Below are 20,941 nucleotides of genomic sequence, written 5' to 3'. Positions count from 1 at the left end.
GACTGCAAGTGAGATTTTTCACCACACCATAAAAAACGGAAAACGTGATGACCGACTCTCCGCTGTTCTACCAGGCAGGTCCTGCCCTGCCGGAAGTCAGCCACGCTGATGGCGTTATGCTCTGGGATACCCAGGGCAAGGATTATCTGGATGGCTGCTCCGGGGCTATTTCCTGCAACCTTGGTCATGGCCGACAGGATATTCGTGACGCCATGCTCGCCCAGATGGATAAGGTGGCCTTCACCTATCGCACTCAGTTTGAAAGCGCTCCCGCCGTTGCGCTTGGCCATCGGCTAGTCGAGCTATTTGAGGGTGAACTCGGCAAGGTGTTTTTCATTTCCAGCGGTTCCGAGGCAGTGGAGTCGGCCCTAAAGCTGGCAAGGCAATACTTTTTCGCCCTTGGTCAGCCTCAGCGCCAGCGCTTTGTATCGCTGCGCCCGTCTTATCATGGCAGCACCATGGGGGCACTGGGCATGACCGGCTATCAGCCGCTGGAAGCGCCCTTCACCAGCATGACCCATGCGTCCATCAAAGTGCCGGGGCCGGATTTCTATCGTCATCAGGAGTGTGATGATGACACTCACGTTGACCGCATCCTGGCAGAGACCCGCGCCGCCATGGAAGCCGCTGGTCCTGAATCACTGATTGGTTTTGTCATCGAGCCAATCGGCGGTGCCAGCACCGGTGCACGGCTATTAGGCAAACGCTACCTGCAAGGCATTCGTGCCTTATGCGATGAATTCGGCTGCTTGCTGATTGCCGATGAAGTACTCACCGGCGTGGGCCGAACTGGCACTTGGTTTGCCTGCCAGCACTACGATGTGGTGCCGGACATCCTGGTCACCGCAAAGGGACTGGGCGCGGGCTACTACCCCATTGGCGCGATGCTCGCCCGCAGCGCTATCGTCGAAACGGTCATGGCCAGCGGTGGCTTCCAACACGGCCACACCTATGCTGGCAACCCTTTGGCCTGCGCTACTGGCCTGGCCGTGCTTGAGGCCATTGTGCGCGAAGATTTGCTGGAAAATACCCGCCAGCGTGGCGCGCAGCTGGAAGCAGGGCTGCGCAAGCTTGCCGAGCGCTACGACTGGGTCGGCCATGTGCGCGGTGCTGGCTTGTTATGGGGCGTCGAACTGGTCGCTGATGGCGAATCGCGCCAGCCTTTCCCTGCCGAGCAAAACCGCTTCGCCCAAATCACCGCATTGGCCAAACAGGAAGGCCTATTGATCTACCCTCGCCGCACTCTGGATGGCGTGGCCGGTGATCATTTCCTGGTCTGCCCGCCGCTGACTATTCAGCCCGAGGAAGTCGACACTCTGCTGGAACGCTTAGCGCGTGCCATGGCGCGTTTTGATCAAGCGCTTACCGCCCCTGATTTGCCCCCACAACCTTCCAGGGAGCGCTTAACACCATGACGCTGCTGAACCACAAAGCCTGTGATATTGACGCGGCCATCGCCGAGATTCCTGATGGCGCGACCATTATGGTAGGCGGCTTTGGCTCGCCGGGCACACCCTTTGCGTTGCTTGACGCCCTGCTCGCCAGCGGTCAACGCAACCTGACACTGATTAAAAACGATGCCAATGAACCTGGTATCGGTATCGGCAAGCTAATTGAGGCAGGCCGTGTAAAGCGCTTGATCACCTCTCACTTAGGCCTCAACCGAACGGCCATTGACGCCATGAATGCTGGCGAGATGGAGGTCATTTTTCATCCTCAGGGGCTGTTGGCTGAAAAAATCCGCTGTGCAGGCGTTGGTCATGGCGGCTTTCTTACCGATATCGGCATCGGTACGGAAATTGCCGAAGGCCGTCGAGAAATCAGTGTGGAAGGTTGCACCTGGGCCATTGAGCCTGCCTTACAGGCTGATGTTGCTCTAATTCACGCTGAGCGAGCCGACCGTTACGGCAACCTGATCTATCGCGCCACGGCCAGCAATTTCAACCCCTTAATGGCCATGGCTGCCGAGCGGGTGATTGCTCAAACCTACCGTATCGACCAACCCGGCGACCTGCCTATCGACACCATTCATACGCCTTGTGCCTTTGTCAGTCATGTGGTGCAGGTCGACCGCGCGTCCAGCCAGCAAGGAGTTCGCCCCCATGCTTTCTGATCAGCAGCGTATGTTGACCCGCGCCGCCCGTGAAGTCATCGACGGTCAGATCGTCAATCTGGGGATCGGGCTGCCAACACGGCTGTTCCACTACCTGCCCGATGATATGAATGTCCTGGTGCATTCCGAAAACGGCGTGCTGGGCTGCCGCCCCCGCCAAGAAGGCGAAGCGCTCGATATCGACATGATTGACTCCGGCGGCGCGTATATCACCACCCGCGCGGGGGCTAGCGTGTTCGATAGCGCCACGTCCTTTGCAATGATCCGCCGTAGTCGCGTGGACGTTACCTTTATGGGCGCCTTCGAGGTGGATCAGGAAGGCAACCTGGCCAACTGGAAGATCCCTGGCAAATTCTCGCCTGGCATTGGCGGTGCCATGGAGCTGGCCCAGAAAGTCGCTCGACTGGTAGTGCTGTGCTCCCACAACGATAAGCACGGCAACCCCAAGATCCTCACCCGCTGCCAGTTACCGCTGACCGCGAGCCGCTGTATTTCCCGCATTATCACCGAGAAAGCCGTGATGGATGTGACCCCGGAAGGGCTTGAGGTAGTGGAAATCGCCGAAGGGCTGAGCGTTGAAGCGCTGCGCGAAGCTACCGACGCCCCCCTGCTGATTGATGAATCACGTTTAGGGAGATTCTGATGCTCGACGCCACCGAACAACGCATCATTGCCTGCTGCAATGCCTTGATGGACGACACCCTGGAACTGACCAGTGACTTGGTGCGGGGCTATAGCGTACTCGGCCAGGAACAGAGTGCGCTGGACACCATGGAGCGTCACCTTGAGCGCCTGGGCCTGCCAGTGACCCGTGTACCCTTGGACGCCCCCGGCTTTGAGGAGCACCCCCATCGTGCTCCCACCGAATGGCCCAGCACTGGCCGCTATAACGTCATTTCAGACCTTAACCCTGGCGCGCCAGGACCACATTTAGTGTTCAACGGCCATCTTGATGTGGTACCTGCCGAGCCTGTCGATATGTGGACCCGCCCCCCCTGGGAGCCGTGGCAAAAAGATGGCTGGCTGTATGGCCGTGGCGCGGGTGATATGAAGGCAGGGATTGCCGCCATGGTGATGGCGGTTGAGGCCGTGCGTCGGGCGGGGGTAGAGATCAACTTTCCGCTTACCCTACAAACCGTAATTGAAGAAGAGTGCACCGGCAACGGCGCGCTGGCCTGCCTGCATCAAGGTTTTAGCGGCGATTTCGTACTGATCCCGGAACCTTTCGGCGCTCAGATCTACGCTGGCCAAGTGGGAGTGCTTTGGTTTCGAATGCGCCTGGATGGCGTGCCTGCCCATGTGCTCGACCCCAGCGCCGGGCGCAATGCGATTGAAGCCCTACAGGACTATCTACCTGCTCTGAAAGCGCTAGAAGCCGAAATAAATGATTTACCCCGGCCTGCGCTTTACGTTGACCATCCTCACCCGTTCAACCTTAGCGTTGGCCGTGTAGATGCGGGCAACTGGGCCTCCAGCGTACCTGCCCATGCCATTCTGGAAGGGCGTGTTGGCTTCCCGCCCGGCATGTCACCAGAGGAGGCCATGCAGCGGGTCAGCGACACTCTGATGACCCGCCACGCCGAGCTTGACGACGCGACACCTCCACCCAAGATCAGCTTCCATGGCTTTCGCTCCGAAGGGCATGTGGTCGATCTCGATACCCCAGGTATCCGGCTCCTCTCGGAGTGCCACGAAGCCTTATTGGGCGAACCACCTGCCCACTATCTGTCCACCTGCACCACTGACCTGAGGGCCTTCCACGTTTCCGGCGAGATCAACGGCACCTGCTACGGCCCGATTGCTCAGCGCATTCACGGTGTAGACGAGTGCGTCAACATCGACTCGATCCGCCACGTGCTAACCACCTATGCCCTGTTCATCCATCGTTGGGCGCGCATGGCAGACAACCAGGAGACCCACTCATGAGAGACGTGTATCTCGCCGACTATGCGCGCAGCGCCTTCAGCCGCGCGCACCCCCGCAAACCCGAGGTCGATGCCTGGGCCGATACCCGCAGCGATGCCCTGCTAGCCAGCGTGCTCGATGGCTTATTAGCACGTAGCGGCGTTGACGGCGCGGCGGTGGAAGACCTGAGCATTGGCTGCGCCTTGCCAGTAAAAGAGCAGTGGAGTTTTGGAGGGCGTTACCCGCTGTGGCTGGCCAAGCGTTTCGGCCCCCTGGGAGAGGCATGTGCTACCCGCCAAATTGATCAGCAATGCGGCTCGGGACTTGCCGCGCTGCGCAACACCGCACGGGAAATTCAGGCCGGTGCTATCGAGGTTGGCATGGCCGGAGGCGTGGAAAACATGACCCGCGTGCCCATGGGCCCGGCACTGTTTAAGGAAGGCGTGCTGACCAGCCCTCAAGCGCTGCAAAAAGCCGACTGGCTGACGCTCGACGTGGTGCTCAATATGGGGCTGACCGCCGAACGACTGGCCAAGTCTGCCGGTATTTCGCGTGAGGCGATGGACGCACTCGCCCTCAGTTCCCACCAGCGTGCCGCCAAGGCCAACGCAGCAGGTCACTTCGACGCTGAGCGTTTGACCCTGAACAACGCGGCAGGCGAAACGGTCAGCGCGGACAGCAATATCCGAGCGGATACCAGCGCTGAGCGCCTGGCGGGGCTGGACCCGGTATTTATGCAAGGCGGCGTAGTGACTGCAGGCAACAGCTCGCCGCTAACCTCTGGTGCTGCTGCCACGCTACTGATGTCGGAATCTGCCCTGCGCCAACACGGCATTAGCCCCTTGGCACGCGTTGTGGCCATCGCCGACTGCGGCGTCAAGCCAGAGGAGATGGGTGCCGGTGCCGCCGCCGCCATTCGTCGCGCGCTGAAACAGGCCCAGCTGACACCACAGGATATCGGCGTATGGGAAATCAATGAAGCCTTCGCCGCAGTGCCGTTGCATGCCATGGGTGAGCTTTCGATTGACCCTGAGAGCGTCAATATCTGGGGTGGCGCCATGGCGCTGGGGCACCCGTTAGGCGCGACCGGCATCCGTCTCGCTGGCACGCTTAGCCGACTTCTTCACTCCCGCCAGCAACGCTATGGCTGCGCGGCGGCCTGCATCGGCGGTGGGCAAGGCATCGCCATCATTTTAGAACGCTAAAGCCACTAGATGCCGTTTAACCAAGCGGCAAACAACACTAACTCCTTATAAGGAGAATAATAATGTCGACGACAACGTCAACAACAACGAACGACGAAAACAAACGACCCTCGTTTTGGGGCGCCATCATTGGCATCGGCTTCTTATGCTTCATGATGTTTGCGCAGATCTTTTTACTTGGTGAAGACTGGGTCACCCATATCTCGCTAATCTTTGCCATTGTGGTCTGCGCCATCATCGCGCTGTATTCCGGCTTCAGCTGGCAGGATGTGCAGAAAGGCATATTGTACGGCTGCGAAATCGCCATGCTGCCGATGCTGATCTTAATGATGGTCGGTGTGTTAGTCGCCAGTTGGATTGCCTCCGGCACGATTCCCTCGCTGATCTATTATGGCCTTCAACTGATCAACCCCTCCTATTTCCTGGTCACGGCCGTCATCGTGTGTGCCGTTGCATCACTGGTCACCGGCAGCTCATGGACCACCGCCGCCACCTTCGGCGTAGCCTTTATCGGCATCGGCAGCGGTCTGGATATTTCTCCGGCGATGACCGCGGGCGCAGTTATTTCCGGTGCTATCTTCGGTGACAAGATTTCACCAGTATCAGACTCCACCAACCTCGCTGCTGGGGTTGCCGAGGCCAACCTGTTCGACCACATCCGCTCGATGTTCTACACCACCGGTCCTGCACTGATCATTACTATTATTCTGTTCTTCTTTATCGGCATGCAGTTTGACGGCGAAGGGGCTGATATTTCCCGCACCGCTGAACTACTAGCGGGCATTAGCGATAATTTCTCAGTGGGTCTGCTCGCCTTCCTGCCCCCATTAATAGTGGTCGTTTTGGCCTATCGGCGCATCAACGCCCTGGCAATCATGGTCATTGGCAGCCTATTGGGGGCGGGACTTGCTGTCGCCACTCAAGGCGTCGGACTGGGCAGCATGATGAATTACATGAACTACGGCTATGTATCGGAAACCGGTGTTGAAGCCGTTGATAGCCTATTAAGTCGTGGTGGTTTGCAAGGCATGATGTGGACGATCTCGCTGGGCTTTATCGGGCTTAGCCTGGGTGGCCTACTAGAGAAAACCCGCATGCTCGAAGTGTTATTGGAAAAGATGGGCAAACTGGTCAGTAATTCACGCGGACTAATCGTTACTCACGTTGTCTCATCATTAGCCACCAACCTGTTCTCGGCCAGCCAGTATATTGCCATCATTATTCCGGGGCGCATGTTCGTACCCGCCTACCGCAAACTCAAAATTCTGCCATCGGTATGTTCGCGCACCTGTGAGGACTCGGCCACGGTGACCTCACCGCTGGTTCCTTGGGGGCTAGGCGGTGCTTACTACATGGGCGTGCTCGGCGTGTCCGCGTGGGATTACATGGGTTGGACCTTCCTCGCCATTATCACTCCCGTGATTGCCATTGTGTACGGCCTGTTCAATATCTGCATTTGGCGTGAAGGCGAGCGTAACGACGTCAACACCTATAACCAGCCATACACCGAAAGTCTGCCGCAAGCCGAGCTAGCGAAGTAGATCGCCACCTACCAGACCAACACGTGGCTAGAGGCGACCGAGTTGTCGCCTCGCACCACTGCCTATCAACCTGAGGGCATCTCTCATGTATAAGAATATTCTAATCACAACGGCGGCAGACAATAACTCCAATATCCTGCAAAAAATCGAAGTGGCACGTAAGCTGGCAGACAAAGACAGCACCATACAGATCATTTCGGTAATGGAGCGTATTCCCCCTTATATCGCACCATCACTGCCGAGTGATTACCGCGAAACCACCGCTCAGCGCATCAAGGACGGTATTCGCCAGAAAATTGGCGGCGAGCACTACGAGATTCATGTTGTGGAAGGCAATGCTGCCCATCAGGTGGTCAAGTTTGCCAAACGCAACGGCGTCGACTGCATCATTATTTCCTCGAACCGCCCCGGCTTTCCCGACCACTTTATGGGCTCCACCGCCCTCAATGTTGTACGCCAGGCAGCGTGTACCGTGACGGTGGTTCGGTAGACCGGCCATTCGATCATCTGCGAAAGTTACCTATCCAACGCCGAGCCGGAAAAATCGCTAATCGGCCACTGAGTGGCCCATTGACGTTTTCGGCTTGGCGTTTGGCGCTTCAGCGCATATTCAGCGCGGCTGGCTTCGGCGCGATCTGCGAACGGTTGCGCGCCGAGCAGCGCTATCGGTGGATTCGCTCGGGTATAGCGAGCGCCTTTGCCGTCGCAGTGCGCTTGGTAACGTTTCGCTAGGTTATTGGTAATCCCCACATAGGTGCCGCGTTTGCACTCAAGTAAGTAGAGGAACCATTGGGTATCGGTATTGATACTACTCACCGCAACAACTCTTTATTTTTCGACCGCTACCACATAGACAGCGCTCGTTTCGCCGCGGTTTGAGGCGCTCAATGGTCGGCACGCCATCCACATACCACCAGCGCCCGTCTTCAAACACAAACCGTGAGTTTTCTTCCAGCACATGCCAGCGGTTTTGTTCACGGAAATAGGCTAAAAAATGGACTGTGCCCTGCCTCTCGTTTGCTGGCGGTGCCGCCACAATCGTGAGCGCTTTCCATTGGGTGTCTGGGTCGGGCGCTAGCTGTGCTGGCCGCGTTGATGCGTGCCAAGTGGCGAGTAGGTAATCACGGCTATTCAACGCAAATGCCGTGTAACGTGAGCGCATTAGCGCTTCTGGCGTAGATGCCGTTGCACCTTGGTGATAAGGCTGGCAACACGCCGTAAATGCAGCACCACTGCCGCACGGGCAGTTGGCTGACGTTGAGACTGGCGTTGAAAGCGTCATATTGAAAGCTCTGTATTCTTTGGTTTATAGATTTGGTATACGTTTTGTTTCGGTATTGGCACAGAGTTAGATATAGTACCAGAGCTACATCATCAGACAGACGGAGTACGACACACGACCAAGCATTCTTTCCAAACCCAGTGGAGGTTCTCCTATGAAGGTTTACAAACCCGAGTGGCAGTGCACGTTTAGCGTAAACGAAGGCGCGGTAGAATCAGCAACCTGGAAAGAGCGAATCGCCTGGCGGCTTAGACAAATCGCCGATCGACTAGAAGGCGGTGGCCGTACGGTAAAAATCGACTACAACGTCTCTCCGCACGTTAGCCGAGACGAAGTTGATACCTGTTTGGGAAAAGGGTTTGAGGTGACTCAGCGGCTGCTGACCCAACTTGCCCGCCAACAGGCCTGCGAAGATGTGATGCGCCATGCGAAAGCAGAGCTTTACGAAGAGCAGCATCAGCACTAATAGCCAGTCCGTAAGCGTCTCAAGAAAACACCCGCCTATTTAATATTGGCGGGTGTTTTTTATTTCTCCCCTTAGCTGCTATTACACTACTTTCTTCCGGTACCCAGACCATGGCAAGCATGTGAGTAGCGCGAGTAGCCCAAGCGCTAGTACCGCATCGCCAAGCACACCAACTCCCGTACCGAACACAGCACTCACCCCCATCGCTACCACTGCAGCACTACCAATCTGGCAGAACCCCACCAGCCCCGATGCCGTCGCCACATGCCCGTGTTCACTGGCAACCGCTCCGGATACCGCTAGCGATAGCGAGGAACCATTAGCAAGGCTGACTAAACACATCGGGAGTATCACACTGGCTGTGCCCTGTAGTTGCAACGCGCCCACGGCCAAAAATGCCACACCGCCAAGTACGAAAAACACGATGCCTGCGGTGATGATGCGATCATAGGGCCAGCGATCGAGCAGTCGTTTAGCCAGTAGATTGGCACCGATGATGCCAGCCGTCAGAGGCAAGTACAGCCAGCCACTCTGCTCCTCGCTCAACCCTTGGCGCGCGAATAGAAAGGGCGACTGGGTTAGGTAGACAAACCAAGCACTGTAGATCGCACAGACGACCAGCGTATAGCGGCAGAAGGTCCGGTCACGCAAAACGTGGCCAAATCCGGTAAAGGGCGAGGTCCGAGTACGATCCTGGACAGGGAGCGTTTCTGGCAGCAGCGTTAGCACCATCAGTAGCGCCATAGCTCCGAAAGCAGCCACGCATAGGAAGTCGGCTCGCCATCCGAAGGTAGCGGCCAAGTGCCCTCCGATGGCTGGCGCTAACGCTGGTGATAGCGACACTAGCGGGTAGACCATCGCGTAAACCTTGGCCGATGTGCGCTTATCACAAGTGTCGGCGATCAAAGCGCGACCAATCACTAAGCCCGACGCCGCACCAACCGCTTCGAGTATGCGCCAGGCCAGAAATCCGACATAGCTATCAGAGGCCGCACAGCCCAGCGAACCAGCCATGTACAGCGTAATGCCAGCAAGCAGCAACGGCTTGCGACCATAACGGTCCGACAGTGGCCCATAGACCAACTGCGCACTCGCCAGCGCCAGCAGATAAATAGAGACCGTTTGCGGCATTTGCCAGTCGGCAACGCCGAACTCAATGGTCATGCTCGGCATCGCGGGTAGATACACGTCCGAGGCAATCAGGCCAAAGGCACTGAGCATGGCGACGGTCAGGATGAAAGATACACGAGGCATGGCCACTCCCTGCAGCAGTAGCCAACCTGCTGCGCGCGATATGGGTTAAGAAGAATCTAAATTCAGAAGGAATAAGCGCCATGGTACGAGGCAGCTTTGCATGTGAAAATGCATGAATATGCAGTGAGTGGCTGCATATTTGCAGCATGGAGAAATTCATGAACTGGGATGATGTGCAAATTTTCCTAGCGGTGTATCGCGCAGGTACGCTACGAGGGGCAGCGCAGCAGCTATCCATTGACCAAACCACCGTAGGTCGGCGCTTGACTAGCCTGGAGCGAGCACTGGGTAGTCGGCTATTCCTGCGTGCCACGGGCGGGTTGGTACTGACCGATAGCGGTCAACAAGTGCTAACCACGGCCGAGGAGATGGAGCGGCTAGCCGTCTCCTTCAAGCGACGCGGCGAGGGAGCTGACGAACGAGTCGCTGGTGAAGTGCGCGTGACCACGACTGACGCACTCGCTGTGGACTTCGTGGTGCCAGCAATTGAACGCCTGCGTACCAGCCATCCCGAGGTGCGTGTGATCTTGAGCACCACGACGCGATTATTCGACTTGGCGCGGCGTGAAGCCGATGTCGCCGTGCGTACGCTACGCCCGGAACAACCCGAGTTGATCGTGCGACAACTTGGCCGCTGGGAGGTCGGTTTATACGCGACCCAGCGCTATCTGGAACAGCATGGCGAGCCACAACCCGGTGAAGGCTTCGCAGGTCACGATATTGCGCTCTACCAAAGAGGAGTAACCGGGCGGCAGGATGACACGTTGGCTGGCGAATCAAGGCGACTGGGGCGTGTAGTCGCCGAGCTGGACTCCAGCCTGATGTTGGCAACCTTTGTACGTGCAGGCCTGGCCTTGGGAGAATTACCGGACTACTTGGCCCAGCGTGACCCCAAGCTGATACGCGTATGGCCTGAGCGCCGCCGGGCCAAGCCTTATGAGGCATGGCTTGTCTTGCACCAGGATTTAGCACGCACGGCGCGGGTCCGAGTCGTTGTGGAGGCGATCGCGGAAATGTTCGCCCATTGACGTGTACAACTAGCTTACGAAGCCGCCATTATAAGTAACGACCATCATCCCAAATGAGGTGTTTCTAGCGCCTGCCCTAATCGCTGCATAAACGCCGTACACTCATGCAACTGCGCCGTCTCAATATACTCATCGGGTTGATGCGCCTGGGCGATGCTGCCAGGGCCAAGAATTATTGTCTGCAAGCCCTGGCCTTGGAACTGCCCGGCCTCGGTGGCATAAGCTACCGCATGATTACAGCAGGCGTGTGGCAGATGGTCTTTGGCTAAGCGAAGCACCTGGTCGTTTTCGCGATCGGCCAAGCCAGGCACTGTCACGTTTAGCGGCTCGGTGGTGATTTCAACGTGCCTGCCTTTAGCCTGCAGCTCAGCGCTTAGTTGGGCGCAATAGGCATCAAAGCGCGCGTATATTTCGTCGAAGGTGTCCGTGGGCAGATGGCGAATTTCCCACTCAAACTGACACTCCCGCGCCATAATATTGATCGCCGTACCGCCTTTTATTTTGCCAACGTGCAGGCTGGTATGAGGCACATTAAAGGCTTCATCGACGCGGCCCTCTTCCACCAATGCCGCCATGGTGTCTTCAATGAACGTGACGAGCCTTGCCGCAACATGGATAGCTGACGTGCCTTGATTCACTTGGCTACTGTGGGCCTCCTGGCCAATCACGGTAGTGCGCAGATTCGTTGCGCCTTTTTGCGCGACCACCGGCTGCATGCTGGTAGGTTCGCCAACAATGACGTGGGCGGTGGTGGAGTAGTGCTCGTAAAAGCGTTTAATAAGACTCGGCGCGCCCACACAGCCAATTTCTTCGTCGTAAGAAAATCCGAAATAGATAGGCTGCTTCAGCGGCGCATTGACCCAGGTAGGCACCATGGCTAACGCACAGGCAATAAAGCCTTTCATATCACAAGTACCACGCCCGTACAGGCGCCCATCGCCGCCATCGCGAAGGGTAAACGGATCACTCGACCATGGCTGACCGGCCACCGGCACTACGTCGGTATGCCCAGAAAGCATCACCCCGCCAGGGGCGTCAGGGCCTACGCGGGCAATCAGGTTGGCTTTGGTGCCACACGGGCTCATCACCCGCTCTGAAGCCACACCATAATCAGCTAGATAGCGCTCAACGAATTCAATTAGGGCCAAATTAGATTCACTGGAAGTGGTATCGAACGATACTAGCTTCGCCAGTAAGGTGGTCGCGTCAGTCATACTGCTCTCGTCAGTTAGGCTCTTCATATCACCCTATCACCGCCTCTTTCCTTTTCCTACTAAGCAGGCCGACGGACAGCGAAACGTTGACTGTCACGTCGAGTTCATCGTGCATTCATGAAAACGTCATCTACACTTTCTACTGTTCAGTGCACCCAAAAACTTAATAAACGTACTGCGAACGACCCACAAGGAGCCGTTATGTCTCGTTTCACATTGCACGCGCTTGCCCTAGGGGTGGCTACTGCCACGTTTAGCCTTTCTGCCCATTCAGCGACTGAAGTGACTTGGTGGCACGCTATGGGAGGCCAGCTTGGTGAGATTCTTGAAGAAATGACGGAGGAGTTTAACGCTTCTCAGGACGACTACCACGTCACACCCAGCTACCGCGGCAATTATACCGAAACGATGACCGGCGCCATTGCGGCGTTCCGTGCGGGCGAGCAGCCGCATATTCTCCAGGTTTTTGAAGTCGGCACTGGCACTATGATGAACGCCAAAGGTGCCATCTACCCCGTGTACGAGTTGATGGAAGAGCATGGCCGCGCGTTTGATCGCGAAGCCTTCCTGCCAGCGGTAGTCGGTTACTACACCGACACCAACGGCAACATGCTGTCGTTCCCGTTCAACTCTTCTACGCCGATTATGTACTACAACCGCGACATGTTTGAGGAAGCGGGTCTAGACCCTGAGCAGGCGCCGCAAACCTGGTCTGAAGTGGCCGATTTTTCGCGCCAAATCGTCGATTCTGGGGCAGCCAGCTGTGGCTTTACCACCTCCTGGCCTAGCTGGGTAATGCTGGAAAACTTCTCCGCTTGGCATAATGTGCCGCTTGGTACGCTGGAAAACGGCTTTGGCGGCATGGAAACAGAGTTCAATTTCAACAATGAGCTGGTCGCCCGCCATTGGGACAACCTCCATAACTGGCAGGAAGAGGGGGTCTTTAAGTGGGGCGGCCCCGGTTCTGGCCCTGACTCAGAGCCGCTGTTCTACTCACAGGACTGTGCGATTTTCTTCGGTTCTTCTGCTTCCCGTGCGGATGTCGCTGCTAACTCTGACTTTGAAGTCGGTTTCGGTATGCAGCCCTACTATGACGACGTAGATGGTGCGCCACAGAACTCCATCATTGGCGGTGCCACCCTGTGGGCACTACAAGGCCACACCGATGACGAGTATGAAGCCGTTGCCGCCTTCTTTGAGTACCTCTCACAGCCTGAGGTACAAGCCGAGTGGCACCAGCAAACCGGTTATCTGCCCATCACTCAAGCGGCGTGGGACTTAAGCAAAGAGCAGGGCTACTACGATGAGAACCCAGGTGCCGATATTTCGCTGAAGCAGATGACGCTAAACGAACCGACCGAGAACTCGAAAGGCCTGCGGTTTGGTAACTTTGTACAGATCCGCGACATTATCTCCGAAGAGATGGAAGCCGTGATGACCGGTGGCAAATCGGGCCAGGAAGCAGCTGACGACGCAGTGGCACGTGGCAATGATTTACTCCGTGACTTTGAAGCTGCCAACCAGTAAATAAGTACTCACTTCGCCGCTTACCCCACTGGGTAGGCGGCGATTTCGTTTGTCGATGCTTATATTTACTAACCATTTGCAGAGCTGCCCATGCAAACTAAACGCATGACCTACCCTGGTCGCTTTTTGCCCTACGCGCTGCTGGCGCCCCAGGTGATTGTGACGCTGATTTTCTTTATCTGGCCTGCTGGCCAAGCGTTGTATCAGTCGCTATTGCGCGAAGACGCCTTTGGGCTGCGCTCGACGTTTGTGGGCTTGGAAAACTTCGCTCGCCTGTTTCGCGATGGCGCTTATCTTAACTCGCTCTCCGTGACAGCGGTGTTTGCCATCGGTACCACACTCCTGTCAATGACGGTGGCTCTATTATTGGCCAGCACCGTCAACCGGATGATTCGCTCACGTAGTACCTACACCACGCTGCTGGTGTGGCCCTACGCCATAGCCCCCGCCCTTGCGGGCGTTTTGTGGTGGTTTATCTTCAACCCCTCAATCGGCATTGTTCCCTATATGCTAGAAATGGTGGGTTATCAGTGGAATCACCGAAATTCGGGAAGTGACGCCATGCTGCTGGTGATTTTTGCCGCCGCCTGGAAGCAAATTTCTTATAACTTCTTGTTTTTCCTAGCGGGCTTACAGTCAATCCCACAATCGCTGATTGAAGCCGCCTCCATTGACGGCGCCGGCCCGACTAAGCGCTTCTGGACGATTATTTTCCCGCTGCTGACGCCAACGACCTTCTTCTTGATGGTGGTTAACGTGGTTTACGCCATGTTCGATACATTTGGCATTATTCACGCAACTACCCAAGGCGGCCCCGCCCAGGCAACCAACACGCTGGTCTATAAGGTCTACGCCGATGGCTTCGTCGGCTTGAATTTAGGCTCTTCGGCCGCTCAGTCAGTGATTTTAATGGCCATTGTGGTCGCACTCACGGTGGTGCAGTTCCGCTTTATCGAGCGCCGCGTGAACTACTAACACCACTGGCTAATTGTTTGGGAGACTTTCAATGGTTGAAAACCGACCCTGGGCGAATTTTTTTGCTCATCTGACGTTGATGATTGGCGTCGCGGTGGTGGTGTTCCCCGTGTACGTTGCGCTCGTGGCGTCTACCCAGGCGCCAGGCGACTTGCTACGCGGTACACTGCCGATGCTGCCCGGCGCCCATGGTATCGAAAACTTTACCCGTATGTGGCAGTCCGGCGTTTCCAACGCAGGAGCCCCACCAGCAGGCATGATGCTATGGAACAGTTTTGTTATGGCCATGGCGATCACAGTAGGTAAGCTGTCTATTTCGCTGCTTTCCGCCTTTGCCATCGTCTACTTCCGTTTCCGCTTTCGGATGTTCTTTTTCTGGGTGATCTTCGTCACCTTGATGCTGCCGGTGGAAGTACGCATTATTCCGACGTTTCAGGTCGTTGCGGATCTCAACATGCTCAATAGCTTTGCCGGGCTGTCGATTCCGCTGATTGCCTCGGCCACCGCGACGTTTCTGTTCCGCCAGTTCTTTATGACCATTCCCGAAGAAATGCTCGAAGCCGCCCGCGTCGACGGTGCCGGGCCACTGAAGTTTTTTAAAGACATCTTGATGCCGCTGTCAGTGACCAATATCGCCGCGCTGTTTGTGATCATGTTTATCTACGGCTGGAACCAGTATCTCTGGCCGCTACTAATCACCACCGACCCTGATTATTACACCATCGTGATGGGTATCCAGCGCATGACTTCGGAAGAGAATCCCCAGTGGCAACTCGTCATGGCGGCAGTGGTGATGGCAGCGCTACCGCCGGTATTAGTGATTCTGTTTATGCAACGCCTATTTGTGAAAGGCCTGACCGAGACGGAGAAATAAGATGGCTAGCATTACCTTGGAAGGGCTGAAGAAAACCTATACCGGCGATGTTCACGCCGTCAAAGGCATCGACTTACAGATTGAAGATGGCGAGTTTGTGGTACTCGTCGGGCCATCCGGTTGTGGCAAATCGACCCTGCTGCGCATGGTCGCTGGGCTGGAAACCATTACCGAAGGCACGCTCAAAATCGGCGACCGGGTAGTAAATAAGCTAGAGCCCGCTGAGCGCGATATCGCCATGGTGTTCCAGAACTACGCGCTTTATCCGCACATGACCGTCTACAACAACCTCGCTTATGGCTTAAAGAACCGGGGTTTCAAAAAAGATGACATCGATAAACGCGTGCGCTTAGCGGCCAAGATGCTGGAGATTGAAGACTTCCTGGAGCGTAAACCCCGCAAGCTTTCCGGCGGCCAGCGCCAGCGGGTAGCAATGGGCCGAGCACTGGTGCGCGAGCCTTCAGCCTTCTTGTTCGATGAACCGCTTTCCAACCTGGACGCCAAGCTGCGCGTACAGATGCGGGTGGAGATTAAACAACTACAGCGTCGCCTAAAAACCACCAGCCTGTATGTCACCCACGACCAGCTGGAAGCCATGACCCTGGGCGACCGTTTGGTCGTGCTAAATGCCGGGCAAATTGAGCAAGTAGGCACACCGATGGAGATCTACGCCCGTCCGGCCACAATGTTCGTTGCGGAATTTATTGGCTCTCCGGCAATGAACATGTTGCCGCTGGAGTATCTGCGTACTCAAAACAGCAGCGTGCTGGAACACCTTCCCAAAGGCACCGACACCCTCGGCATTCGCCCAGACGACATGCACCTCACCGCACCCGATACGCCACATCTAGCCATCGACGCGACACTCATGCTCTTTGAGGCGGCAGGCGCGGAAAGCCATCTGTACGTTAATCTCGCCGACAGCGAGCAACCCACGGTGATTCGCACCGCTGGCCAGCCAGCCGTTCGTGAAGGTGAAACATTGCGCTTCTACGTGACCCGCGATGCTCTTCATCCTTTTAATAGCACCACTCGAAAGCGCACCGATGGTTAACACCGCTGCTTAAGAAAAATACGCATAAGAAAAGTACGTCATCGGAGACTTCATGCGCTACGTTTGAGCTAATAACAATAACTCGCTGCTCCGCTATTTTTTGCCGGTAGCGTATGGATCTCTGTGATGAATACTGGTCTATGAAGACAGCATGTTATGGCCTCGACACCTTATACCGCGATCATTCTCACCCAAAGTAAACCCAGGAGAAGCGGCATGAATACTACCACCACACCTTATGTCGATGGCTTCATCGCTGCCGTGCCGACCGCTAATAAATCTGAATTTATTGAGCACGCCCGCGCCGCCGCAGAAGTGTTCAAAGAGTTCGGCGCACAGCGAGTGGTAGAAAGCTGGGAAGACGATGTTCCCGAAGGAGAGGTCACCTCGTTCTCCATGGCGGTTAAGCGAAAAGATGACGAAAGCGTTGTTTTTTCATGGATAGAGTGGCTTTCCAAAGCGATACGCGATGTCGCTATGCAAAAAGTCATGGAAGATCCACGCTTACAAATGGACGTTAACTCCATGCCCTTTGATGGTAAGCGTCTTATTTATGGAGGCTTTGAAAGCATCATGACTATGTGAGTACGCTGGGCCGTTTCACTCAGTAGGAACGGCCCGAAAACCCTTCCACTTGCTAGTTTACCTCTCCAAGCGCAATCCCATAGCGGCTAAAACGCATCTTAATGGCTCCTTTCATATTGATGTCATCGTTCATCGTTAGCGTGCCAGAAAGGCCTAACAATGTGGTGACATCAATGACAAACCAACCGCGCAAACCACTCAGCGACGAAGAAATCGCCTACTTAGAGGAACTGGCTAACGGCAACGCATTAGCCAAGCAGCGTCGCCGCGAGAAAAAGCGCCAAACGCCAGCGACAAAGAAACCCTTAGACTAACCACGCCTTACCAAGACTGATGTCATGTACGCTTCTTAAAACCATTTAACTATTATCATAGACAGCATAATGCAAAAAGCCGATGTACTTTTAGCACATCGGCAAAACGATCTTAATAAGTGACTTAAGCGCTAAGGAAGCTATTTATTATTTAAAAGTGATAGCGGGCACCTATTGCATAATACAGATCATCTTCGAAGTTATCATTGGCATCTTTATTGGCATCATTTAGCTCGACAAATACATCAAGATTGTTAGAAACATCGTAATGCGCCGCAGCGGCCCAAGCGTCACGATCATTATCCGCATTATCGGGATCAATGTTGTAATAATCGAGATAGAAGGTCCAAGCGCCGGTGGCAAAGCTACCACCTAGGCCTACCGTATCAAAACCGCCTCCCCGCTTATCGTTATCACCACGGGTTTCATAACCTAAACGCGCAGAGAAAGCGTCATTGATGTCGTACGTGGCCGTAGTACCAAAACGTGTTTCACCGTTGCCACCGCCACGAACGGTATCTTCTACATAGCCAAGTGCTAAACGTAAGGGGCCAGTAGCGTAAACGACGCCACCTTGTGTGGCGATAACGCTACCTTCGCTAGACTGCTGCGCTTCAGTGAGGCCACGCTCAGAAAAGTGTTTTGCTGAGAAAACAGCCTGAAAACCGTTGATCTCAGGCGTTTTATAGCCAAGTGAGTCGCCACGCGCCTGAAGACCACCGCCGGCAAATTCATAGCCACGCTCTACATAAACATCGAACGGTGTCATCACGTAGTTATCGTAGTAACTGTTATAGTTACCCGCCATGAACGTACCGTACTGCTTACTTTCGAGACCAAGGTAGCTATTACGCACTTCGTCAAAGCCCGGGCGGCTGCGCTCATCCCCAGTAAAACGCCACTCTACCCGTGCAAACGCGCGCAGGTCAGCGTTGATTTGATGACCTGCCGTAAAGCGCAAACGAGAACCAAAATTACGGAACTCCTCGCCATTATCAACGCCATTTTTTTCACCACCGCCTTCAAACCCCATGGCGATGCGGCCGTAGATATCTAGCGTCGTGCCGTCTTGGTCATACACCACCGCCGCCTGAGCCGCAGAGGCACCCAACAAACCACTAATAGCTAGAGCAAGTGTCGCCTTTTTAAACATGATTGATCCCATTAAAGTAGTTAGCGCTTGTTATCAGCACTTTTAGTTACAAGAGAATTCAGATACCGAAGTCTTCTAATTCAATTTCTTTTTAACCCAATATTCGACAAAAAAGGGTCGTCATAAAAACCAAAAAATTATATTTAAGCTGCTTACTGAGCTTTTAATTGCGCATTGCGAAGGCACAATCGAGGATATGTTCACCTCGTCGTCAGCTACCTTAAAGCCGATATATGTCATTCTTCTTAAAGTTTTATTTTTTAGCGTTTTTTTTGATAATCATAAAAATGCAACCTGATCGATATCTTGATCTGCTAAAGCATCACCATTCACTAGGGGCTTCCCCATTAAAAATGGTGGCCTGTCATCCCATGTTCACCAGGCTGTATTGGCAGTGTCACTATCGCTGCGCATAGTCAATGCAACAGTGAATGAAATAGTGAGTAAAAACGTGATAAAGGGATGGATCGCCCATGCGACTCTGTATCGTTAGCGAAACATGGTCACCAGAAATAAATGGTGTTGCGCATACCTTAAATAGGCTATGTCGTGAACTCACTCGGTTGGGGGTAACAGTGGATGTTATTCGCCCTAAACCAAGCATGGCTGCCGACGCCACCAATGTTGCTCAAGAGCGTTCTCAAGAACCGTATCAGGAAACCTATCAAGAACTGTCCCAAGAGCTTCAGGTTCGGCGGTTAGCGCTACCGGGTTATAACGCTGTGCAGATTGGTCTTGCCAGCCCCTCACAACTTCGCCGTTTCTGGCAGAAGCAGCGTCCCGATTCTATTTATCTGGCAACCCAGGGCCCACTGGGCTGGGCAGCTCGGCATGCAGCACGCCAACTGAACATACCTTTAGTGGCTGGCTGGCATACTAATTTCGATCACTACTGCCATGACTACGGAGTTTCCTGGCTAGCTGCTGCCACGCGGCGATATTTACGCTATTTCCATAACGGCTGCGATCTTACCCTTGTGCCCACTCAACAACAGGCTGAAGCACTACGCGCCCAGGATATCCGCGATGTAAAGGTGCTCTCACGCGGCATTGATGGCGATATTTTTTCCCCAGCCCACCGCGACGACACCCTACGCGAACAGTGGGGGGTTAGCGAACATCAACCTGTTGCGCTGTATGTGGGCCGCTTAGCCCCAGAAAAAAACCTAGCGTTACTGCAAGAAACGCTGCAGGCCATGAGTGATGTGCGCCCCGATATGGCACACGTCATTGTTGGCGATGGCCCAGGCCGCGCTCAGTTACAAAAAGCGCTACCAGACGCTCATTTCACCGGTTTTGTGAATAAACAGGCACTAGCACGCCACTATGCCAGTGCCGATATGTTTATTTTCCCTTCTCAGTCAGAAACATGGGGAAATGTGGTGACTGAAGCCATGGCCAGCGGGCTGGCAGTCGTGGCCTATCACCACGCCGCCAGCGCTGAGCTGATCCAAAGCAGGCACAACGGTATCACCGTTCCCCCTGGCGATACGCTTGCCTTTCAACAGGCTGCCGTCGCGTTATGCCAGCACCCTGCTGACTACGCCCGCCTAGGTAGAACCGCCCGCCTACGCGCGCTAGAGCAAAGCTGGCCGGGAATCGCAGAGCAGTTCTTACGCTATTTACAAAATGCCCAGGAGACTCACCATGCGTCCGCGTCCGCTTGTCGTATTCGATCGTCTTGATGTCTTTGAATGGCAGCTTTGCCAACGGGTAACACACCTATCGCTTTATCGCCCCTGGCGGCTAACGCTGCAAACGGCAAGTAAGCTAGGAGACTGGCCTGTCTGGGTATTGTTAATCGCTGCACAACCCTGGTTACAGCCCAATGGTGCTTGGCGAATCATGCAGTACAGCGCCATCGCACTGTTCGCAGTCGCTATTTATAAGTTGGTAAAAACGCGGCTGTGTCGCGAACGTCCGTTCATCACCTACCTCGGTGGCGTCCATTGTGGTGAGCCTGCCCGAGACAAATACAGCTTCCCCAGTGGTCACACCATGCATGCGGTGATGTTTAGCGTGTTGGTCGCCGCTCATACCCCCTGGTTGCTACCTATTGTGATTCCCCTTAGTTTACTGATTGCCGTTTCACGGGTGGGGCTTGGGCTACACTATGTCAGTGATGTCATTGCTGGCGCAGCCATGGGCTATGGCTTTGCGCTACTGAGTCTTTATTGGATGGGATAACCCTTTGTGGTTGGCCGCTCAATGCCGTATCAATAAAAGCAAAAAGCCACCAACGTGGACGCAGGTGGCTCTTGGTATTGTCGATTAACTATCTCTATAGTTTTAATTATCTACATATCGGGAGGCATATCGTCACGATCCTCTATGGTGGTCATAAATGATGTCTTGAACATCATATAAAGACCGACTCCCGAAAACCCTAGAAACAGCACAAACATGCATAACATCAACACCATCGCCATAGCGCTTGTCCCTGGAAGTGTG

22 protein-coding genes are annotated in these 20,941 nt (G+C 54.9%); 17 read left to right on the top strand and 5 right to left on the bottom strand.

Annotated elements, in window-relative coordinates; all coding sequences use genetic code 11:
- Nucleotides 1-47 precede the first annotated feature (47 nt).
- The 7 genes from J4377_RS01465 (at nucleotide 48) to J4377_RS01435 (ending at nucleotide 7,254) form a co-directional block, all read left to right on the top strand.
- Entirely contained in the window at nucleotides 48-1,415 is a 1,368-nt protein-coding gene (locus tag J4377_RS01465) for an aspartate aminotransferase family protein (RefSeq protein ID WP_253486427.1), read from the top strand.
- Nucleotides 1,412-2,113, top strand: coding sequence for a CoA transferase subunit A (locus J4377_RS01460; protein WP_038480546.1), 702 nt, complete (start codon nucleotides 1,412-1,414; stop codon nucleotides 2,111-2,113). Before J4377_RS01465 ends, J4377_RS01460 begins: the two co-directional genes overlap by 4 nt.
- Complete coding sequence (locus J4377_RS01455) at nucleotides 2,103-2,756, top strand: 3-oxoacid CoA-transferase subunit B (protein WP_231658188.1); 654 nt, start codon at nucleotides 2,103-2,105, stop codon at nucleotides 2,754-2,756. Before J4377_RS01460 ends, J4377_RS01455 begins: the two co-directional genes overlap by 11 nt.
- Nucleotides 2,756-4,039: an ArgE/DapE family deacylase gene (locus J4377_RS01450; RefSeq protein ID WP_253486426.1), complete on the top strand. Its 1,284-nt coding sequence runs from the start codon at nucleotides 2,756-2,758 to the stop codon at nucleotides 4,037-4,039. Before J4377_RS01455 ends, J4377_RS01450 begins: the two co-directional genes overlap by 1 nt.
- Nucleotides 4,036-5,223, top strand: a complete 1,188-nt coding sequence (locus J4377_RS01445) for an acetyl-CoA C-acyltransferase (protein ID WP_253486425.1) — start codon at nucleotides 4,036-4,038, stop codon at nucleotides 5,221-5,223. The genes J4377_RS01450 and J4377_RS01445 overlap by 4 nt, the downstream gene beginning before the upstream one ends.
- A gap of 62 nt (nucleotides 5,224-5,285) precedes the next feature.
- Nucleotides 5,286-6,764 carry a Na+/H+ antiporter NhaC gene (gene nhaC, locus J4377_RS01440; protein ID WP_253486424.1) on the top strand — a complete coding sequence of 493 codons (1,479 nt, stop codon included), beginning with the start codon at nucleotides 5,286-5,288 and terminating at the stop codon, nucleotides 6,762-6,764.
- Between the two features lie 85 nt (nucleotides 6,765-6,849).
- The gene (locus J4377_RS01435) at nucleotides 6,850-7,254 is read left to right on the top strand and encodes a universal stress protein (protein WP_038480531.1); all 405 of its coding nucleotides are present in this window, start codon (nucleotides 6,850-6,852) and stop codon (nucleotides 7,252-7,254) included.
- 26 nt (nucleotides 7,255-7,280) lie between these two features.
- On the opposite strand, the gene J4377_RS01430 is transcribed toward J4377_RS01435, so the two are convergent.
- Nucleotides 7,281-7,580: a GIY-YIG nuclease family protein gene (locus J4377_RS01430; RefSeq protein ID WP_038480528.1), complete on the bottom strand. Its 300-nt coding sequence runs from the start codon at nucleotides 7,578-7,580 to the stop codon at nucleotides 7,281-7,283.
- The gene (locus tag J4377_RS01425; protein ID WP_038480525.1) at nucleotides 7,573-8,046 is read right to left on the bottom strand and encodes a YchJ family protein; all 474 of its coding nucleotides are present in this window, start codon (nucleotides 8,044-8,046) and stop codon (nucleotides 7,573-7,575) included. The genes J4377_RS01430 and J4377_RS01425 overlap by 8 nt, the downstream gene beginning before the upstream one ends.
- 154 nt (nucleotides 8,047-8,200) lie before the next feature.
- On the opposite strand from J4377_RS01425, the gene J4377_RS01420 reads away from it, so the two are divergent.
- The gene (locus J4377_RS01420) at nucleotides 8,201-8,512 is read left to right on the top strand and encodes a hypothetical protein (RefSeq protein WP_030074158.1); all 312 of its coding nucleotides are present in this window, start codon (nucleotides 8,201-8,203) and stop codon (nucleotides 8,510-8,512) included.
- Between the two features lie 81 nt (nucleotides 8,513-8,593).
- Here J4377_RS01420 and J4377_RS01415 read toward each other — a convergent pair whose 3' ends face one another.
- Nucleotides 8,594-9,766, bottom strand: coding sequence for a multidrug effflux MFS transporter (locus J4377_RS01415; protein ID WP_198349541.1), 1,173 nt, complete (start codon nucleotides 9,764-9,766; stop codon nucleotides 8,594-8,596).
- Between the two features lie 158 nt (nucleotides 9,767-9,924).
- Between J4377_RS01415 and J4377_RS01410 the strand changes: the two genes are divergently transcribed.
- Nucleotides 9,925-10,794: a LysR family transcriptional regulator gene (locus J4377_RS01410; RefSeq protein ID WP_198349542.1), complete on the top strand. Its 870-nt coding sequence runs from the start codon at nucleotides 9,925-9,927 to the stop codon at nucleotides 10,792-10,794.
- A 44-nt stretch (nucleotides 10,795-10,838) separates the two neighbouring features.
- Here J4377_RS01410 and argE read toward each other — a convergent pair whose 3' ends face one another.
- Nucleotides 10,839-12,008, bottom strand: a complete 1,170-nt coding sequence (gene argE, locus J4377_RS01405; RefSeq protein WP_253486423.1) for an acetylornithine deacetylase — start codon at nucleotides 12,006-12,008, stop codon at nucleotides 10,839-10,841.
- Nucleotides 12,009-12,209: 201 nt separating this feature from the next.
- Here argE and ugpB point away from each other — a divergent pair, with 201 nt between their 5' ends.
- The 6 genes from ugpB to J4377_RS01375 all read left to right on the top strand — a co-directional run bounded on the left by ugpB (nucleotide 12,210) and on the right by J4377_RS01375 (nucleotide 17,337).
- The gene (gene ugpB, locus J4377_RS01400; protein WP_038480516.1) at nucleotides 12,210-13,535 is read left to right on the top strand and encodes a sn-glycerol-3-phosphate ABC transporter substrate-binding protein UgpB; all 1,326 of its coding nucleotides are present in this window, start codon (nucleotides 12,210-12,212) and stop codon (nucleotides 13,533-13,535) included.
- 90 nt (nucleotides 13,536-13,625) lie between these two features.
- Nucleotides 13,626-14,510, top strand: coding sequence for a sn-glycerol-3-phosphate ABC transporter permease UgpA (gene ugpA / locus J4377_RS01395; protein ID WP_038480514.1), 885 nt, complete (start codon nucleotides 13,626-13,628; stop codon nucleotides 14,508-14,510).
- 31 nt (nucleotides 14,511-14,541) lie between these two features.
- Complete coding sequence (gene ugpE / locus J4377_RS01390) at nucleotides 14,542-15,384, top strand: sn-glycerol-3-phosphate ABC transporter permease UgpE (protein ID WP_253486422.1); 843 nt, start codon at nucleotides 14,542-14,544, stop codon at nucleotides 15,382-15,384.
- A 1-nt stretch (nucleotide 15,385) separates the two neighbouring features.
- Entirely contained in the window at nucleotides 15,386-16,438 is a 1,053-nt protein-coding gene (locus J4377_RS01385) for a sn-glycerol-3-phosphate import ATP-binding protein UgpC (protein ID WP_253486421.1), read from the top strand.
- Between the two features lie 216 nt (nucleotides 16,439-16,654).
- Nucleotides 16,655-17,023 carry a DUF1428 domain-containing protein gene (locus tag J4377_RS01380; RefSeq protein WP_253486420.1) on the top strand — a complete coding sequence of 123 codons (369 nt, stop codon included), beginning with the start codon at nucleotides 16,655-16,657 and terminating at the stop codon, nucleotides 17,021-17,023.
- A 173-nt stretch (nucleotides 17,024-17,196) separates the two neighbouring features.
- On the top strand, nucleotides 17,197-17,337 hold the full coding sequence (locus J4377_RS01375; RefSeq protein ID WP_167457096.1) for a hypothetical protein: 141 nt from the start codon (nucleotides 17,197-17,199) through the stop codon (nucleotides 17,335-17,337).
- Between the two features lie 151 nt (nucleotides 17,338-17,488).
- Here the strand turns inward: J4377_RS01375 and J4377_RS01370 are convergent, their stop codons facing one another.
- Entirely contained in the window at nucleotides 17,489-18,490 is a 1,002-nt protein-coding gene (locus J4377_RS01370; RefSeq protein WP_038480504.1) for a porin, read from the bottom strand.
- 473 nt (nucleotides 18,491-18,963) lie between these two features.
- Here J4377_RS01370 and J4377_RS01365 point away from each other — a divergent pair, with 473 nt between their 5' ends.
- On the top strand, nucleotides 18,964-20,175 hold the full coding sequence (locus J4377_RS01365; protein WP_198349548.1) for a glycosyltransferase family 1 protein: 1,212 nt from the start codon (nucleotides 18,964-18,966) through the stop codon (nucleotides 20,173-20,175).
- On the top strand, nucleotides 20,138-20,677 hold the full coding sequence (locus tag J4377_RS01360) for a phosphatase PAP2 family protein (RefSeq protein ID WP_038480499.1): 540 nt from the start codon (nucleotides 20,138-20,140) through the stop codon (nucleotides 20,675-20,677). The genes J4377_RS01365 and J4377_RS01360 overlap by 38 nt, the downstream gene beginning before the upstream one ends.
- Nucleotides 20,678-20,941: the final 264 nt, after the last annotated feature.

The sequence above is a fragment of the Halomonas sp. XH26 genome (assembly GCF_024138895.1).
Classification (GTDB): Bacteria; Pseudomonadota; Gammaproteobacteria; order Pseudomonadales; family Halomonadaceae; genus Vreelandella; species Vreelandella alkaliphila.
This window is presented reverse-complemented; position numbering and strand designations above follow the sequence as displayed.

Bases quoted from the DNA above. Each gene is read 5' to 3' on its own strand.
- ugpB (WP_038480516.1), top strand. From the start codon at position 12,210: ATGTCTCGTTTCACATTGCACGCGCTTGCCCTAGGGGTGGCTACTGCC.
- J4377_RS01385 (WP_253486421.1), top strand. From the start codon at position 15,386: ATGGCTAGCATTACCTTGGAAGGGCTGAAGAAAACCTATACCGGCGAT.
- ugpA (WP_038480514.1), top strand. From the start codon at position 13,626: ATGCAAACTAAACGCATGACCTACCCTGGTCGCTTTTTGCCCTACGCG.
- J4377_RS01425 (WP_038480525.1), bottom strand. From the start codon at position 8,046: ATGACGCTTTCAACGCCAGTCTCAACGTCAGCCAACTGCCCGTGCGGC.
- J4377_RS01375 (WP_167457096.1), top strand. From the start codon at position 17,197: ATGACAAACCAACCGCGCAAACCACTCAGCGACGAAGAAATCGCCTAC.
- argE (WP_253486423.1), bottom strand. From the start codon at position 12,008: ATGACTGACGCGACCACCTTACTGGCGAAGCTAGTATCGTTCGATACC.
- J4377_RS01455 (WP_231658188.1), top strand. From the start codon at position 2,103: ATGCTTTCTGATCAGCAGCGTATGTTGACCCGCGCCGCCCGTGAAGTC.
- J4377_RS01465 (WP_253486427.1), top strand. From the start codon at position 48: ATGACCGACTCTCCGCTGTTCTACCAGGCAGGTCCTGCCCTGCCGGAA.
- J4377_RS01360 (WP_038480499.1), top strand. From the start codon at position 20,138: ATGCGTCCGCGTCCGCTTGTCGTATTCGATCGTCTTGATGTCTTTGAA.
- J4377_RS01420 (WP_030074158.1), top strand. From the start codon at position 8,201: ATGAAGGTTTACAAACCCGAGTGGCAGTGCACGTTTAGCGTAAACGAA.
- J4377_RS01435 (WP_038480531.1), top strand. From the start codon at position 6,850: ATGTATAAGAATATTCTAATCACAACGGCGGCAGACAATAACTCCAAT.
- nhaC (WP_253486424.1), top strand. From the start codon at position 5,286: ATGTCGACGACAACGTCAACAACAACGAACGACGAAAACAAACGACCC.
- J4377_RS01365 (WP_198349548.1), top strand. From the start codon at position 18,964: ATGCGACTCTGTATCGTTAGCGAAACATGGTCACCAGAAATAAATGGT.
- J4377_RS01370 (WP_038480504.1), bottom strand. From the start codon at position 18,490: ATGTTTAAAAAGGCGACACTTGCTCTAGCTATTAGTGGTTTGTTGGGT.
- J4377_RS01460 (WP_038480546.1), top strand. From the start codon at position 1,412: ATGACGCTGCTGAACCACAAAGCCTGTGATATTGACGCGGCCATCGCC.
- J4377_RS01445 (WP_253486425.1), top strand. From the start codon at position 4,036: ATGAGAGACGTGTATCTCGCCGACTATGCGCGCAGCGCCTTCAGCCGC.
- J4377_RS01415 (WP_198349541.1), bottom strand. From the start codon at position 9,766: ATGCCTCGTGTATCTTTCATCCTGACCGTCGCCATGCTCAGTGCCTTT.
- J4377_RS01450 (WP_253486426.1), top strand. From the start codon at position 2,756: ATGCTCGACGCCACCGAACAACGCATCATTGCCTGCTGCAATGCCTTG.
- J4377_RS01410 (WP_198349542.1), top strand. From the start codon at position 9,925: ATGAACTGGGATGATGTGCAAATTTTCCTAGCGGTGTATCGCGCAGGT.
- J4377_RS01380 (WP_253486420.1), top strand. From the start codon at position 16,655: ATGAATACTACCACCACACCTTATGTCGATGGCTTCATCGCTGCCGTG.
- ugpE (WP_253486422.1), top strand. From the start codon at position 14,542: ATGGTTGAAAACCGACCCTGGGCGAATTTTTTTGCTCATCTGACGTTG.